The organism is Hymenobacter aerophilus DSM 13606 (assembly GCF_000382225.1).
Classification (GTDB): domain Bacteria; phylum Bacteroidota; class Bacteroidia; order Cytophagales; family Hymenobacteraceae; genus Hymenobacter; species Hymenobacter aerophilus.
Genome location: NZ_KB907812.1, coordinates 113,901 through 128,684, shown reverse-complemented (window position 1 = coordinate 128,684; position 14,784 = coordinate 113,901). Strand labels below are relative to the sequence as shown.

At 63.5% G+C, this 14,784-nt stretch carries 14 protein-coding genes; 5 read left to right on the top strand and 9 right to left on the bottom strand.

The genetic code is table 11. The features are described from left to right. Together H145_RS23330 and gcvP are read right to left on the bottom strand one after the other, a co-directional pair. Window positions 1-189, bottom strand: a 189-nt coding sequence (locus H145_RS23330) for a helix-turn-helix domain-containing protein (protein WP_083937769.1), incomplete at its 3' end; no start/stop codon positions are given. A gap of 107 nt (window positions 190-296) precedes the next feature. Beyond that, window positions 297-3,212: an aminomethyl-transferring glycine dehydrogenase gene (gcvP, locus tag H145_RS0111445; RefSeq protein WP_019948288.1), complete on the bottom strand. Its 2,916-nt coding sequence runs from the start codon at window positions 3,210-3,212 to the stop codon at window positions 297-299. A 235-nt stretch (window positions 3,213-3,447) separates the two neighbouring features. Between gcvP and H145_RS0111440 the strand changes: the two genes are divergently transcribed. Next, window positions 3,448-4,665 (top strand): NAD(P)-dependent oxidoreductase, encoded by a 1,218-nt coding sequence (locus H145_RS0111440; protein WP_019948287.1) that lies wholly within the window; start codon window positions 3,448-3,450, stop codon window positions 4,663-4,665. A gap of 194 nt (window positions 4,666-4,859) precedes the next feature. On the opposite strand, the gene H145_RS0111435 is transcribed toward H145_RS0111440, so the two are convergent. The 5 genes from H145_RS0111435 to H145_RS0111410 all read right to left on the bottom strand — a co-directional run bounded on the left by H145_RS0111435 (window position 4,860) and on the right by H145_RS0111410 (window position 8,313). Further along, window positions 4,860-5,687 carry a DUF1206 domain-containing protein gene (locus tag H145_RS0111435; protein ID WP_026351445.1) on the bottom strand — a complete coding sequence of 276 codons (828 nt, stop codon included), beginning with the start codon at window positions 5,685-5,687 and terminating at the stop codon, window positions 4,860-4,862. Between the two features lie 140 nt (window positions 5,688-5,827). Next, complete coding sequence (locus tag H145_RS21015) at window positions 5,828-6,400, bottom strand: DNA-binding protein (RefSeq protein WP_157541468.1); 573 nt, start codon at window positions 6,398-6,400, stop codon at window positions 5,828-5,830. Window positions 6,401-6,538: 138 nt separating this feature from the next. Beyond that, complete coding sequence (locus tag H145_RS0111420) at window positions 6,539-6,757, bottom strand: CsbD family protein (protein WP_019948284.1); 219 nt, start codon at window positions 6,755-6,757, stop codon at window positions 6,539-6,541. Window positions 6,758-6,833: 76 nt separating this feature from the next. Beyond that, window positions 6,834-7,523, bottom strand: coding sequence for a hypothetical protein (locus H145_RS0111415; protein WP_019948283.1), 690 nt, complete (start codon window positions 7,521-7,523; stop codon window positions 6,834-6,836). Between the two features lie 40 nt (window positions 7,524-7,563). Further along, a complete protein-coding gene (locus H145_RS0111410; RefSeq protein ID WP_019948282.1) occupies window positions 7,564-8,313 on the bottom strand; it encodes a hypothetical protein in 750 nt (249 codons plus the stop codon). Window positions 8,314-8,484: 171 nt separating this feature from the next. On the opposite strand from H145_RS0111410, the gene H145_RS0111405 reads away from it, so the two are divergent. Continuing rightward, on the top strand, window positions 8,485-10,020 hold the full coding sequence (locus tag H145_RS0111405) for a hypothetical protein (protein WP_019948281.1): 1,536 nt from the start codon (window positions 8,485-8,487) through the stop codon (window positions 10,018-10,020). 304 nt (window positions 10,021-10,324) lie between these two features. Here the strand turns inward: H145_RS0111405 and H145_RS21010 are convergent, their stop codons facing one another. Beyond that, complete coding sequence (locus H145_RS21010; RefSeq protein ID WP_019948280.1) at window positions 10,325-10,654, bottom strand: hypothetical protein; 330 nt, start codon at window positions 10,652-10,654, stop codon at window positions 10,325-10,327. 201 nt (window positions 10,655-10,855) lie between these two features. On the opposite strand from H145_RS21010, the gene H145_RS0111395 reads away from it, so the two are divergent. Together H145_RS0111395 and H145_RS0111390 are read left to right on the top strand one after the other, a co-directional pair. Next, window positions 10,856-11,251 carry a hypothetical protein gene (locus H145_RS0111395; RefSeq protein ID WP_019948279.1) on the top strand — a complete coding sequence of 132 codons (396 nt, stop codon included), beginning with the start codon at window positions 10,856-10,858 and terminating at the stop codon, window positions 11,249-11,251. 185 nt (window positions 11,252-11,436) lie between these two features. Next, window positions 11,437-12,456: a hypothetical protein gene (locus H145_RS0111390; protein ID WP_019948278.1), complete on the top strand. Its 1,020-nt coding sequence runs from the start codon at window positions 11,437-11,439 to the stop codon at window positions 12,454-12,456. An 88-nt stretch (window positions 12,457-12,544) separates the two neighbouring features. Here the strand turns inward: H145_RS0111390 and H145_RS21005 are convergent, their stop codons facing one another. Further along, on the bottom strand, window positions 12,545-13,066 hold the full coding sequence (locus H145_RS21005; RefSeq protein ID WP_051103000.1) for an RlpA-like double-psi beta-barrel domain-containing protein: 522 nt from the start codon (window positions 13,064-13,066) through the stop codon (window positions 12,545-12,547). 472 nt (window positions 13,067-13,538) lie between these two features. On the opposite strand from H145_RS21005, the gene H145_RS21000 reads away from it, so the two are divergent. Further along, complete coding sequence (locus H145_RS21000) at window positions 13,539-14,732, top strand: SMP-30/gluconolactonase/LRE family protein (RefSeq protein ID WP_019948276.1); 1,194 nt, start codon at window positions 13,539-13,541, stop codon at window positions 14,730-14,732. Window positions 14,733-14,784: the final 52 nt, after the last annotated feature.

Genomic DNA, 14,784 nt, shown 5'->3' with positions numbered 1-14,784 from the left:
AGTTACGAAATGAGTGGCATAGCGTCGGCACCAGGTCAGGACCGTGCTGCGGCCTTGGATGCCGTAGCGCCGCTGGGCTTGTTTGTAGCTCAACTCACCGCGGCCGACTTCTCCCACCACGGCCAATTTAAAAGGCAAACTGTAGTCGCGTTGACTACGCCGCTCGCGCGGCTCAGAGGAGTTTTTCATGACAACTTTTGGAAAAGTGTCAACATATTGCCGGACGGGACAGTTCAAACAAAAAGGCCCCGCAACAACCGTTGCGGGGCCTCTCCAGTACAGCCTAAGCCCTAACCCTAGTACGACGGGCCCTTATCGGCCTGCACGAGCTGCTCTTCGGCGTCTGCGTACTCTTCGATGGAGGTGCAGGAGCAGATGAGGTTCCGGTCGCCGTAGGCCGAGTCGATGCGCGAGACGGCGGGCCAGAACTTGTAGGCGCGGGCGTGCTCGGTGGGGTACACGGCCTGCTCGCGCGAGTAGGGCCGCGTCCAGTCGTGCACGAGCACGGTGGCCGCCGTGTGCGGGGCATGCTTGAGCAGGTTGTCCTTGGCATCGGCGCGGCCTTCCTCTACCTCCCGGATTTCCTCCCGGATTTTCACCATCGCCTCTACGAAGCGGTCCAGCTCCTCCACGCTTTCCGATTCGGTGGGCTCCACCATCAGGGTGCCGGCTACCGGGAAGCTCACGGTGGGCGCGTGGAAACCGTAGTCCATCAGGCGCTTGGCAATGTCTTCCACCTCGATGCCGGCCTTCTTGAACTGGCGGCAGTCCAGAATCATCTCGTGGGCGCAACGGCCGTTGGCGCCGGTGTACAGCACGGGGTAGTGCTCCTCCAGCCTCGCCTTCAGGTAGTTGGCGTTCAGGATGGCGATGCGGGTGGCTTCGGTCAGGCCCTCGCCGCCCATCATGTTGATGTAGGCGTAGCTGATGGGCAGAATGCTGGCCGAGCCCCACGGCGCCGACGAAACCGCGCTGGCCGTGCGGCCGTCGGCGTCAATCAGCACGTGGCCGGGCAGGAAGGGGGCCAGATCGGCCACCACGCCGATGGGGCCCACGCCGGGGCCGCCGCCGCCGTGCGGGATGCAGAACGTTTTGTGCAGGTTCAGGTGGCACACGTCGGCGCCGATGGTGGCGGGCGAGGTCAGGCCCACCTGGGCGTTCATGTTGGCGCCGTCCATGTACACCCGGCCGCCGTGCTCGTGGATGGTCTGGCAGATGTCGATGATGGTTTCCTCGTACACGCCGTGCGTGCTGGGGTAGGTCACCATCAGGCAGCTGAGCTTGTCGGCGTGCTGAGCGGCTTTGGCCTTGAGGTCGGCCACGTCGATGTTGCCGTCCTCGGTGCTCTTCACCACCACCACCTGCATGCCGGCCATAACGGCCGACGCCGGGTTGGTGCCGTGGGCCGACGCCGGAATCAGGGCCACGTTGCGGTGCTGGTCGCCGCGCGAATCGTGGTAGCCCTTGATGGCCAGCAGGCCGGCGTACTCGCCCTGGGCGCCCGAGTTGGGCTGCAGGCTCACGGCGTCGAAGCCGGTTACCTCGCACAGCCACTTCTCCAAATCAGCGAAGATTTCGGCGTAGCCCTGGGCCTGCTCGCGGGGCGCGAACGGGTGCAGGTTGCCGATTTCGGGCCAGGTAACCGGAATCATTTCGGCCGTGGCGTTGAGCTTCATGGTGCACGAGCCGAGCGCAATCATCGAGTGGGCCAAACTCAGGTCCTTGTTTTCGAGCTGCTTCATGTAGCGCAGCATCTCGTGCTCGGAGTGGTGGGTGTTGAAGATGGGGTGGGTGAGGTACTCGCTCTTGCGAATCAGTTCATCCGCCCAGTTCACCTCTGCTTCGCCGGGCAGCTCCACTTTGGGGGCGTCCTTGCCGAGCACCTTGGCAAACACGGCCACAATGCCCTGCACGTCCTCGATTTCGGTGTTCTGGTTGAGCGAGATGCCCACCTGGTTCTCCCCAAAATAGCGGAAGTTGATACCGGCGGCCTCAGCCTCCTTTTTCACGGCGCTCTGCAGCTCCGCGCTTTCCAGCTGAATATCCAGTGTGTCGAAGTAGAACTCGTTGCCCTGCTCCAGGCCCAGCTCGCCCAACGCGCCGGCCAGCGTCTGGGCCTGCACGTGGATGTTGCTGGCAAACTGCCGGATGCGCTGGGGGCCGTGGTACACGGCGTACATGCCGGCCAGCACGCTCAGCAGCACCTGCGCGGTGCAGATGTTGCTGGTGGCCTTCTCGCGGCGGATGTGCTGCTCGCGGGTTTGCAGGGCCATGCGGTAGGCCTTGTTGCCGGCCGCATCAATGCTCTGGCCGATAATGCGGCCCGGAATTACGCGCTTGTAGGCGTCGCGGGTGGCCAGGAAACCGGCGTGGGGCCCGCCGTAGCCCATCGGCACGCCGAAGCGCTGGGAGTTGCCCACCACGGCGTCGGCGCCCATCTCGCCGGGAGGCGTGAGCAGCGTCAGGGCCAGCAAATCGGCCGCCACGGTCACGAACAGGTCGTTATCGTGGGCTTTCGTGATGAAATCGGTGTAGTCGTACACGGCGCCGTCGGCGGCCGGGTACTGCAGAATGGCGCCGAACAGCGACTCGTCGCTCAGGTCGGCCGTGCGGTGGTCACCAATCACCAGCTCAATGCCCAGCGGCGTGGCGCGGGTGCGCAGCACGTCGATGGTCTGGGGCAGCACCTGCTCCGACACGAAGTAGCGCTTGGCGCCTTTCTTCTTGCTGAGCGAGTGGAACATGTGCAGCGTCTCGGCGGCGGCGGTGCCTTCGTCGAGCAGGCTGGCGTTGGCAATTTCGAGGCCCGTGAGCTCCATTACCATCGTCTGGTAATTAATCAGGGCTTCGAGGCGGCCCTGGGCAATTTCGGCCTGGTAGGGCGTGTAAGCGGTATACCAGCCCGGATTCTCGAGGATGTTGCGCTGAATAACGGCCGGCAGCTGGGTGGGGTGGTAGCCTAGGCCGATGTAGTTCTTGAACAGCCGGTTCTTCTCGGCAATGCCCTTGAACTTGGCCAGAAACGCCCGCTCGGTGAGGGCCGCGGGCAGGTTCAGCGGCATTTTGAGGCGAATAGCCGCCGGCACGGTTTCGTCGATGAGCTGGTCAATCGACTCGACGCCGACAACGCGCAGCATTTCGGCAACACCGGCATCGTCAGGACCATTATGGCGGTCCACAAACACGTCGGCGGGCTTGGTCTTCAGCAACATAAGAAGGGTGGTGAGGGTGGCAACGGAAAGGCTCCGCAAAGAGCCTAACAAAGGTAGCGCGAAAAGGTGGCACCCCTAAACCAGGAATCAGGGAAAAGTTTAGCCGGTCCACCCGAACGATTGCAGAGACGCGGTGGGTCTACAGGGAGTGGTAATACAACATCAGCAACGTAGAGACGCGATGGGTCGCGTCTCTACAGCTACCTTTAGGGCCTGTTCCATCCCACCCAAGCTTATGCCCACCCTCACCATTGGCCTGCTGCGCGAAGGCAAAACGCCCCCCGATAAGCGCGTCCCCCTCACTCCCAAGAAGTGCATCGAGGCCCAGGACCAGTTTCCAGGCCTGAAAATCGTGGCCCAGCAGAGCGAAATCCGGGCTTTCTCCGACGATGAGTACCGCGAGCTGGGCCTGGAGGTGCGCCCCAGCGTGGCCGACTGCGACGTGCTGATGGGCGTGAAGGAAGTGCCGGTGGCCGAACTGCTGCCCAACAAAACCTACTGCTTCTTCTCGCACACCATCAAAAAGCAGCCCGCCAACCGCGAGCTGCTGCGCCAGGTGCTCCGGCGCAACATCACGCTGGTCGATTACGAGGTGCTCACCGACGAGCAGGGCCAGCGCATTGTGGCGTTTGGGCGCTGGGCCGGCATTGTGGGCGCCTACAACGGTCTGCTCACCTACGGCCGCAAGCACGACCTATTTAACCTCAAGCCCGCCTACGAGTGCGTGGATATGGAGGATATGCAGGACGAGTTTTTTAAGGTGAAGAAGCTGCCGCCCATCAAGATAGCCGTGACGGGCTCGGGCCGCGTGGCCCAGGGCGCGGTTGAGGTGCTGGAGCTGATGGGCATCCGCCGCGTGAGCATCTACGACTACCTCTACCTCGATTTCAACGAGCCGGTGTACGCCCAGCTGCGCTCCTCCGACTACAACCGCCGCCGCGACGGCCGCGTCTGGGACACGCCCGATTTTCACCGCAACCCCCAGGCCTACGAAAGCACGTTCGGCAACTTCCTGCCCGTTACCGACCTGCTGATTGCCTGCGCCTACTGGCATCCCCAGGCCCCGCGCCTGTTTGCCGAGGCCGATGTACGCCGCCCCGATTTCCGCATCAACACCATTGCCGACGTCACCTGCGACATCGAGGGCTCCATCCCCACCACCCACCGCAGCACCACCATCCAAGAGCCCGCCTACGACTACGCCCCGGCCACCGGCGAGCTGCACCCCGCCTATTCGGCCCCCGAGCACCTCACGGTGATGGCCGTGGACAACCTGCCCTGCGAGCTGCCCCGCAATGCCTCGCGCGACTTCGCCAGTCAGCTTATCGCCCACGTGCTGCCCCACCTGCTGGCCGAGGGTGGCCCCGACGAAGTCATCGAGCGCGCCACCATCGCCCGCGGCGGCCAGCTCACCGAGCGGTACCAGTACCTGGCCGACTACGTGGCCGACTAGCGCGGTACCGGCCTGAACGATTGTAGAGACGCGACCCATCGCGTCTCAATCGTTGAACGGCAACGTTGACCGGAGCCGTGACAACAATTCCGTTCAGCGAGACTGTTCAACGATTGAGACGCGACCCATCGCGTCACTACATCATTCACTAACCTCGAATTGGCTCTAGGCTCGCCTTTCTACCAAAAGCCAGCCTACACTTTCAGAACCGGGTATTTGGCCTGCACCAGCATGTACAGGCCGTAGGCCAGCAGCCCCAGCGCCACCACGCCCAGCACCAGCGGCCCCATGCTGGCCAGCAGGTCGAAGGCCTCGTCGGTGCTGCCGACGGCCGAGGCGCGCGACTGGCGGCCGGCCTGGATGAAGAAGTAACCGATGATGCCCAGCACGATACCGCGGGCCGTGTAGCCGAGCTGCCCCAGCCGGTACACCGTGTTCTGCTGCCCGGCCGGAATGTCGCTGCTTTGGATGTTCTTTTGAAACCGACCGGAATACGCCTGGTAAAGCTGGTAGACACCCACGCCGATGGTGGCCGCTCCTGCCAGCATAATCAGCCACTCGCCGGCGGGCCAGTCCAGCACCCGGGCCGTGAGGGTTTGCCTGGCGTTGCCACTGCTGTCGGCCGAGCCGCTGAGGGCCAGTTGGGCGGCGTACCAGGCCAGGCTGGCGTATAGCAGCCCGCTGGCGGCGTAGCCCACGCGCCGCGCAATGCCGGCCGCATCGGTGCCCTTGTCTTCGGTGTCGCGCACGGCCTGCACTACGCGCCACACAATGTAGGCCAGCAGCCCCAGCGCAATCAGGCCCAGCAGCACCGGCCCGCCGGGCAGGCTTTGCAGCGTCTGCACGGCCTCCTTTTTGTCGGCCGTTTGCCCCTGTTGCTGGCCGGTAGCCGCCAGCAGCGCCAGCGCGCCCATCAGCCCGTATACCACGCCTTTGGCGGCAAAGCCCACGCGGGCCAGGGTGCGGATTCCCGCGCGCGGGGTGGTCGGTAGTGTAGTTGAAAGCGTATCAGGAAGGGTCATGGAAAGCTGTCTGGGAGAAAGGAAAGCGCCACGCTCCGCAACCGCCGCAACGGCGCGGCTAAGCAAAGGCAGCGCCTGGCGGCACTACCGGCGGCCAGTCGGCCCGAGCCCGACCAGTGGGCCTCTTACGCAGCGGGGCGTTAAGGGGTGGCGCGGCTGCTGCCCAGCAGGCCGGCCGGCTGGTAGATGCGGGCGCCAGGATGGGCCAGGGCGGCATTGCCGGGCACGTCGAGCGTGAGCAGGGGCTTGTTGCGGGCCAGGGTATCGGCCAGCAGCTGCGCCAGGTTGCCGTCGGGCGTCATGTAGGGAATAAAGAAGTCGTCGGCCAGATCGGCCAGCAGCAGGTTGCGGATGGCCGCCGTTTCGAAGCTGACGGCGCTTACTTCCGGCTCGAAAGGCGTAATGAACAGCAGGTTGCCCTCCCGCAGCTCGGCCTCGTTTTCGAAGGCCAGACTGTGCTGAATGCCCCGGCCCAGCGCGTACACGATGGGCTGCCCGGCCTGCTGGCGCAGGAAATGGTATACCGTCTGCTCCAGCCGCGAGTGGAAGCCCGAAGCAATGCAGCGGTGCTGCTGCCGCTGCTCCATGGCCCACAGGTAAGTGTCGCGCTCAACCGCGGCCGGGTAAGCGCGCGAGCAGAGAAAAACCGTTTTGGGCAACGCCAGCAAAGCGCGGCTACCGAGGGTGCGTAGTTCTTCCGGTAGCGTTAGCATAAAACAGCTGTTTCTCTGTTGATAAAGTTATACGAATTATTGATAAAATCATTATGGAAGCGGAAATAAAAAGCCCGCTAACTCCAACGGCCCACTACCGAAGCAGCAGGCCGTTGGGATTATCGGAAATCAGGCAAACTAGAAGGTACGCTGGAACCAGTTCTTGATGTCGTCCATCGTTTCGCCGGTTTTCTCCTGCAGCCGGCCGAACCACTCGTCCTGCTTGCCTTCGTCGTAGTGCATATCGTCGTCGGTGAGGTTGCCCCACTTCTGCTTGGCCTGGCCTTTGATTTCGTTCCAGTTGCCGCGGGCACGCAGCTCGGTGTTGTCGTTGATGCCGTTGTTATTAACGTCCATGGTCGTAGGGTTAGGGTGGAAGATACCCGCTTTACGCGAAGCCCGGCCGTAAGGTTGAAAACGCCCGCCCGGCAGGTCAGATGTGGGTAAGCGAAGTGAGCAGAATAGCAAACGTGGCCGCGGTTAAAACCAGGATTGCGCCGGTGCCTACCCCAAAGCCCGCGGCGGCTTTGCCCAGCTTGCGGTTCTGGGCCTGCCGGCGGTAGCCGTCGTAGTAGGCGGGGTCGTTGAGTAGCTCGGGTTCGGGCGCGTTCAGGTTGTGGCGGCGCGGGGGCGTCAGGGCAATGGCGCCGCCCGTAATCAGCCCGCCGTAGCCGTAGCCGGCCACCGTGCCGGCAAACGTGCCCCAGAACACGCCCTTGGCAGGCTGGTAGTATTTCCGGCTGTCCTGCCGGCCCCGCTCGTAGCGCTGCGCCGTGCTCAGGCCCACCAGGCTGGTGGCGGGCGTGGCGGGCGTGGCGGGCACCGGCCGCAGCACTTCGTGCGTGCCGTTGGCAAAGCGCACCATAAACACCTCGGCGGCGGCCAGCTGCAGCGTATCAGTAGGGGCGGCTGGGGCTAGATAGTGCACCAGCTCGGGGGTGATGCGCAGTACCTGAGCCGACACCTCGTCGCCGTTGGTGAGCACGATGACATCGGTGGCGACAGCGGGGCTGGCGGCTGGCCGGGCGGTGGAGTCGGGTGCGGCGGGCGTCTGCTGGGCCTGGGTGCGGGGGGCGCTCAGCAGCAAACTCAGCAGCAGCGGCAGAATGGGTAGAAAGCGCATCGTCGTTTCAGTAGAAATAGGTGGTAGAAAGGCCGTGCCCCTAGCGGCGGCGGTGGTTGAAGCCCACCAGCAAGCTAAAGCGCACGCCGCCGTTGCCGGGCACCACAGCCAGGTTCACCGGGAAATTCACGTCCTCGACCTTGAAGGAAGTGCCCACGGCCAGCGCAATACCGGCGCTGGCGGGCGTTAGGTTGGGCCCCAGGCCGAACTCGAAGCCCCTGGGCCCGCGAATGCCGATCAGCGCGTTCAGGCTGGGGATAAACTTGCCCTGCTCCAGCCCGCCAATCAGCGGCACCAGTTCAAACAGCCCCGATGTGCCCGACGAAAGCCGGAAAATGCGGGTTTCAAACTGCCAGCCAAACTGCGTGAGGAAGGGATTGAGGCCAAATTCTTCCCTGGCCTTATCCACCACGCCGCCCGTGAGCACCGTGAAGCCGATGCGCGGCCCGCTCAGGCTGACGGTGGGCTCGGGCAGCGGGTCGTCGCCGGGTACGGCGGGGCCCGGCTGGGGCAGCGGGCCGGCCGGGGCGGGCAGCGCCCGGCCGTAGCCGCTATTAAACACTTCCTTCGTGCCGTTGGCGTAGCGAATCATGAACACGTCGAGCTTGCGCACCGTAATCAGCGGCCCGTCGGGGTTGTCGGTGCGGCGGTACGTAACGCTGACGGGCGTAATCTCCACCACTTTCACGTTGATTTCCTCGCCCGATTGGCGGGTGAGCACATCCTGCGCCCGGGCGCCAGCGGCCGAAAGCAGGAGCAGAAACAGGAGGCTGAGTAGGCGTGGAAGCATAGCGGTGGGGCTTAGGGTGAATCTTTCCGGAAAGATGCCACCCCACCCGCATCCGGTTGCAACCAGGATGTTCTATATTTAGACCCGCTGCCAGCCGGACCCTGCTAAAAAACCAGCTATAAGTCAGCGGTTTATCGTGTTCTATTCAGACTTTAGAAGCTCCGCCCGCTCATGGACGACCTGCGTACCACGCTTGCTACTTTCTCACCCGACGACCACAAGGAGTTCCGGCAGTTCATTCAGCGCCAGCGCCGCAAGCAGAAGGGCCGCATGGATGTGCGCCTCTACGAGCTGCTGGCCCAGCCCCGCGAGCACACCACGCCCGAGCTGCTGGCCCGCCTCTACCCCGACGAGCCCAACGCCGTGGCCTACTACGCCCTGCGCAAGCGCCTGCTGCGCCACCTGCTCGATTTTCTGCTGCTGCGCCAGCACCAGCAGGACCACACGGCGGCGGCCTCGGTGCGCGGGCTGCTCACGCTGGCCCAGTACCTGTTCGAGGCCGGCATCGAGCGGCTGGCCTGGAGCACGCTGCGCAAGGCCGAAAAGCTGGCCCGCCAGAACGAGCAGTACGAGCAGCTCAACGCCGTGTACAACCTCCAGATTGCCCGCGCCCACAGCCCCCACGCCGACCCGCTCGACGATATTATCCGCCAGCGCAACCTCAACAAGCGCGACGCCGACGAGGAGGAGCGGGCCAACATTGCCGACAGCCTCATCCGCCAGCGCCTGCGCCAGGCCCGCGTGAAGGGCCGGGCCGCCGAGTCGTTCGATGATATTTTGCAGCAGGTGCTGCGCGAGTACGATTTGCAGGAGGCCTTTGCCCGCCGCCCCGCGCTGCTGCTGCGGCTCATGTCCATCACCCGCGCCGCCATGCTCGTGCGCCGCGACTACGCCTCGTTTGCGCCCTTCGTGATGCGCTGCTACCAGCTGATGGAAAAGCGCCACGGCTTCCAGGCGGCCCACCGCGAGGCCCAGCTGGGGCTGCTGCTCATGATTGCCCACGCCCTGTACCGCACCCGCCGCTTTGCCGAATCGGTGGAGTACCTGGAGCGGCTGCGGGTGCTGCTGGAGGCCGGGCCGCGGCTGCTGCGCACCGCCATGTGGCCGCGCTACACGTTTCTGCTGGCCGCCAACTACGCCTTCCTGCGCCGCAACTCCGACAGCATCGGGCTGCTCGAACAGATGCTGCGCCTGCCGCTCAGCCCCCGCGAAGAGCTGACGGCCCGGCTAGGCCTGGGCTTCCACTACTTCGCCGAAGGCCAGTTTCAGAAAGCCAACCAGACGCTGCAGGCCATCGGGCGCACCGACCACTACTGCGAGCAGGAAATGGGCGTCGAGTGGGTCATCAACCGCAGCATGGGCGAAATGCTGATTCAGTTCGAGCTGGGCAACTCCGATTTGGCCCACAACCGCTTGCGGGCCATCGAGCGGCTGCTGAAGGAACGGTTTGGGCCCGGCGGGGGCGGCTACGCTTCGGTGCTGAACTACCTGCAGCTGGTAGGCGAGCTGATTGATGACCCCGCCACCGCCCGCCGCCCCGCCTTTGTTGAGCGCCTGGGCCAGATTCCGTCGTTCGTGTCGGTGGAGCAGGAAGATCTGCAGGCCCTAAGCTTCTTCAGTTGGCTTCGCTCGAAAACCACCGGCCAGCCCTACTACACCGTGCTGCTGGAGCTGGCCAACGAAGCGGAAATGGAGATTAAGGCGTAGGAATGAGGGGGATGTAGAGACGCGACCCATCGCGTCTTGGCGTTGCTGCTGTTGCTGATGTTGAGCCTACACCGCCGTTCAGCGCCGAGACGCGATGGGTCGCGTCTCTACATCCTGTTCTCCGCTAACTCAACAGCTTCTTAGCGCCCGTCTGTCATCCTGAGCAAAGCGAAGGACCTTATCACGTTAGAACGACCATCGTAACAACGGCTCGTTTTAACCTAATAAGGTCCTTCGCTTTGCTCAGGATGACAGACGGGCCCTAAGTCCTAATAACTAAAACCTAAGCCCTAACATCTAAGCCCTAATTATTGCGGATTTCGGCTTTGGCGTTGTCGGTAGCCTGGTCGATTTTGTTGCCGGCTTTGTCGGCGGCAGCTTTGGTTTCGGCAGCGGCTTTGTCGGCGGCCGCTTCGGTGTTTTCGGCGGCTTTGTCGGCGGTGGCTTCGATAACCTGGCCCGTGTTTTCGAGGGCGTCGTCGGTGGCTACAGCGGCGTTGTTGGCTTCGATGGTGGCGGCGTCACTGGCGTTTTCGGCGGCGGCTTCGGTGTTGGCCTGGCCCTGCTCGGTGCAGGAAGCGGCGGAGAACGAAACGGCGGCGGCTACAAACAGGGTTTTGAACAGGGTTTTCATCGGCGGAAAAATTTCAAATGGAAAGAAACGCGCCCCGGCAGCGGGCCGCACGGGGGTTAATAACGGCCCGCCCGGAAGGTAACCCACCAAGCGGCGCCGGAGCGCGTGCGCGGCGTCGGGGCCAACTTTTCGGGCGGCGGGCAAGTATAGCCGGGTAGTTTAGCTACGTTGATTCGTTTCCCCCTTTCGACCTTCCCTCTTATGGACTCCACCGCCGCCACTCCCGCCAACCAGCCCACGCCCGCTGTTCCGCTCACCGTTACCGACGAGCAAAACTCGGCCCTGCTCACCGACACGCTCAACCTGCTCGGCACCAAATCGCCAACCGGCGAGTCTGCCCTGACCGAAATTGACCGCTGGATTGAAGTGCTCAAAGCCACCGAGCGCGCCGGCCTGGCCAAAGTAACCCAGGAACTGCAGCTGGTCCGCGAGCAGCTGTCGTCGGCCGACACCAAAACCCACGACCTGGCCGAAACGCTGGCCTCACTGGGCATCGAAACCGGCAAAGTAGCCGAGGAAACCACCAATAACTACGCCGCCCCGCTGGCCCAGCTCGGTAAGCTGCTCATGAAGCTCGGCTCGCAGCTCTCGAAGTAGCGCGCCTGTCATCCTGAGCGCAGCGAAGGACCTATACAGAGGCTAATATCTGATGTTAGCTTCTGTACAGGTCCTTCGCTGCGCTCAGGATGACAGGTCAAGTACGTAACAGGCGAGGCGGTGACAAACGGGCTTGAGTAGCGGCGGGTCGGCGTAACTTTGCGCTTTCGTTTGCCGCTTATCTTATGCCCAACCCTGCTCCTACCGCCGCCGACCTCACGCTCTACGAACCCTTCGAAGGCATGCGCTTCGGGCCGGGCGCGTGCTTTCTGTGCGGCGCGCCCACCACGCCGCCCCAGGATACGGTGCCGGTTTTTGCCGACTGGCTCATGGACCGCTACCAGCTGCGCGAGCGGCAGATAAAGCTGCTCGATTTGCGCATTGTGACGTATCCGGCGCTGCGTATTGCCTGCTGCGCCCGCTGCCGCACGCAGCACGTCGAGCCGCTGGAGGCGCATATTGAAGACATTAGCCGGCAGGGGGTGCGCGGGTTTCGGGAGCTCGATGAGCAGACGCTGTTTCTGTGGCTGGGCAAGATGTTCTACGGCATCCTCATCACCGAGCTGCTCAACCAGCAAGACCCGCTGGCCGTGCCGCAGTACCCGCTGGCCGAAAACGCCCAGATGCTGCGCCGCTTCCAGGCGTTCTTTCAGCCCCTGCAGGCCCTGCGCGTGCCCATGAGTTACGACGACTTCGTGCCCGCCTCCATGTTCGTGCTCGAAACCGACCCTGCCCACGACGAGTTGCCCTTCGAGTACGACGACGACCTAAGCACGCTGGCTTTCAGCATCAAGCTCGATGAAACCGTGCTGGTGGCCTGTCTGGTGGATAACGGCATCATCGGGCAGGCCATGCGGCGCGTGGAGGCCGATGCCCGCCGGCCGCTGCACCCGGTGCAGGTGGCCGAGTTCAAGGCCCGCGTGTACTACGCCGCCTACCTGCTCAACGTGGTGCCCGACTATTTTGCCCGCACCGTGAAGCCCGGCGACCGGGAGGTCATCATGGATTCGTTGATTGACGACGTAACCGGAGCCATCTTCAACCCCTGGGAAAACAGTGCCTACGCGCAGTCGCTGCTGGAAATGTGGAAGCGCTGGCAGATTCCGCTCGACCGTATCATGGCCGACCCCAGCCGCCCGCTCAGCTACCTCTACGACGCGCACGATCAGCCCCGGCACCTGGCAAAGTACCCGGAAGAAAGCTGAAATCGGACAGAGTAAATGACAGAAAAGCAGCGACTCATTCGGCCACCAAAGGGCCTGAGAAGTATTTTCTAAGCTCTAAGCTCTAAGCTCAGCCCGCCTGCCAGGCTGGCTCGGGGGCATATTTCTGGAGCTTGATGCCGGTCCAGCGGCCTTCGAGGCCGTTTTTGCACTCCCGCTCGTTCACCAGCACGTCCACGCAGTGGCGGTGGCGGCGGTTCATGGTGTCATGGATGATATAGACGCCGTCGAGGCCGTTGGCGAGGCCCGTTACGCGGACTTTCTCGCCGAACTTGAACGGACCGCCCCACTTGCTGAGCAAGTCGCGGGAAACGGCCAGCCAGCGCGTTTTGCTGGAGTGGCGCTCGGGGATGATGGAGCCGTCGGCGGTTTCCATCGGGTTGTCATCGGTTTGGCCCACTTCGGGCCAGTAGGTGGTGGCCGTTACTTTGTAGGCCAGGGTTTCGGGTGCCTTCTTGGCAGGCAGCACCGGCAGCGAAATGGCTACCGGACGGGGGGTCAGGGTGGCGACGGTGGAGGGCAGAGCCAGCGCCGTCGAGGAAACAGGGCGGGGAGGAAAGAGGAAAGTCAGCAGGAACAACGCAATAGACATGGCAATTGGGTCGGTGAACTCTCACTTGGCCTGGAGAGGATAGGCGGCCGGCCCGACTCGGCAAAAGGGCAGAAACGTTTTTTGAAAAAAATCAGCGTTTCCTTTTTTATGGTTGCGGCCGAAAGACCGAAAGCAGTCAGTTATGGGCTAAAACCGGAAATAAATAATACAATTCGTTGATTTGATTGTATTAAGTATGCCGTTTCGGTTAGGAGGGGCCAAAGGTAAGCGCTTTTTCTGATATGGCCATAAAGGCCCCTTTCCGGGCCGTGAGCGGACTAATGGCCCGACGTAGCCGACCGGCGGCCGACTGGCAGCTGGCTGGCGGCACCCGAAACAACGGCCCGCTCATACGGCAGCCGGCCTGGCCGGGTTGCATTGGACCGCTCAACCTGCCGCGGCGCCCCACGTATGAAATCCGTTGGCCGTTGCTGTGGCGGCTTATTTGCTTACTCTACTGCGCTGCTTGTTTATGCTGCACACCCCGTTCCCCGGCCCCGCCCGGGCTGCCGTTTTGCTGGTCCTGGGCTGCCTCGGGGCCTGTTCCGGCCCTTCCTCCGGCCCCACGGCCGGCACCGATTCCGGCGCTCCATCCACCGACTCGCTCGGCACTTCGGCGCCGGTCGCGCCAGCCAATTCGCCGCTGCAGGTGGTGGCGCAGTTCCGGGAGCCGCAGATTGTGGGCGTGGCCGTGCTGCCCGACGGCCGGGTATTCGGCGACTTCCCGCGTTGGGACAACAACCCCGTGGCCCCGATTGCCGAAATCGGTCCCGGCAACACCCTCAAGCCCTACCCCGACGCCGAGTGGTGCAAGTGGGACGAAACCGTGCGCAACGAGCCCCAGAAACACTGGATTTGCCCCCAGAGCGTATACGCCGACCCGGCCGGGATGCTGTGGGTGCTCGACCCGGCCTCGCCCGGCATCAAGGGCACGGTGCCCGGCGGCCCCAAGCTGGTCAAAATCGACCCCGCTACCAACCAGGTGGTGCAGAAGATTGCCGTGCCCGCCAGCGTGGCGCCTACCAAGTCCTACCTCAACGATGTGCGCGTCGACCCCGAGGCCCAGTACGCCTACATCACCGAGTCGGGCATCGGCAGCTTGGTGGTTATCGACCTGAAAACCGGTAAGTCGCGGCAGCTGCTGGCCCGCCACAAATCCATGCTCGGCGACACCACGCTCAACATCAAGGCCGATGGCAAGCTGCTCGTCGACCCCACCGGCAAGCAGGGCCAGTTCAACGCCGACGGCATTGCCCTGAGCCACGACCGGCAGTACCTGTACTGGAAGCCGCTGACCAGCTACGCGCTCTACCGCATCAAAACCGAAGCACTACGTAATCCGGCCCTCACCGAGGCGCAGCTAGTGGCCCAGATTGAGGACCTGGGCAAGGTGCCGGCCTGCGACGGGATGATTCTCGACGCGCAAAACAACCTCTACCTGACCGCCTTCGAAGACCACTCCATCAAGCGCCGCACGCCGGCCGGCAAAATCGAAACCGTGGTGCAGGACCCGCGCCTGGAGTGGCCCGACACCTTCGCTTTCTCGGCCGATGGCCGCACGCTCTACGTCACCAACTCGGCCATCCACAAAACGCCCACCTGGAGCCAGGGCGTCGGCCAGCAGGACCAGCCCTACCACATTTTCAAGATGGCGGTAGGGAAGTAAGAGGCAAGGCAACCAGATAACAGAACGGTCATGCTTCGACTTCGCTCAGCAT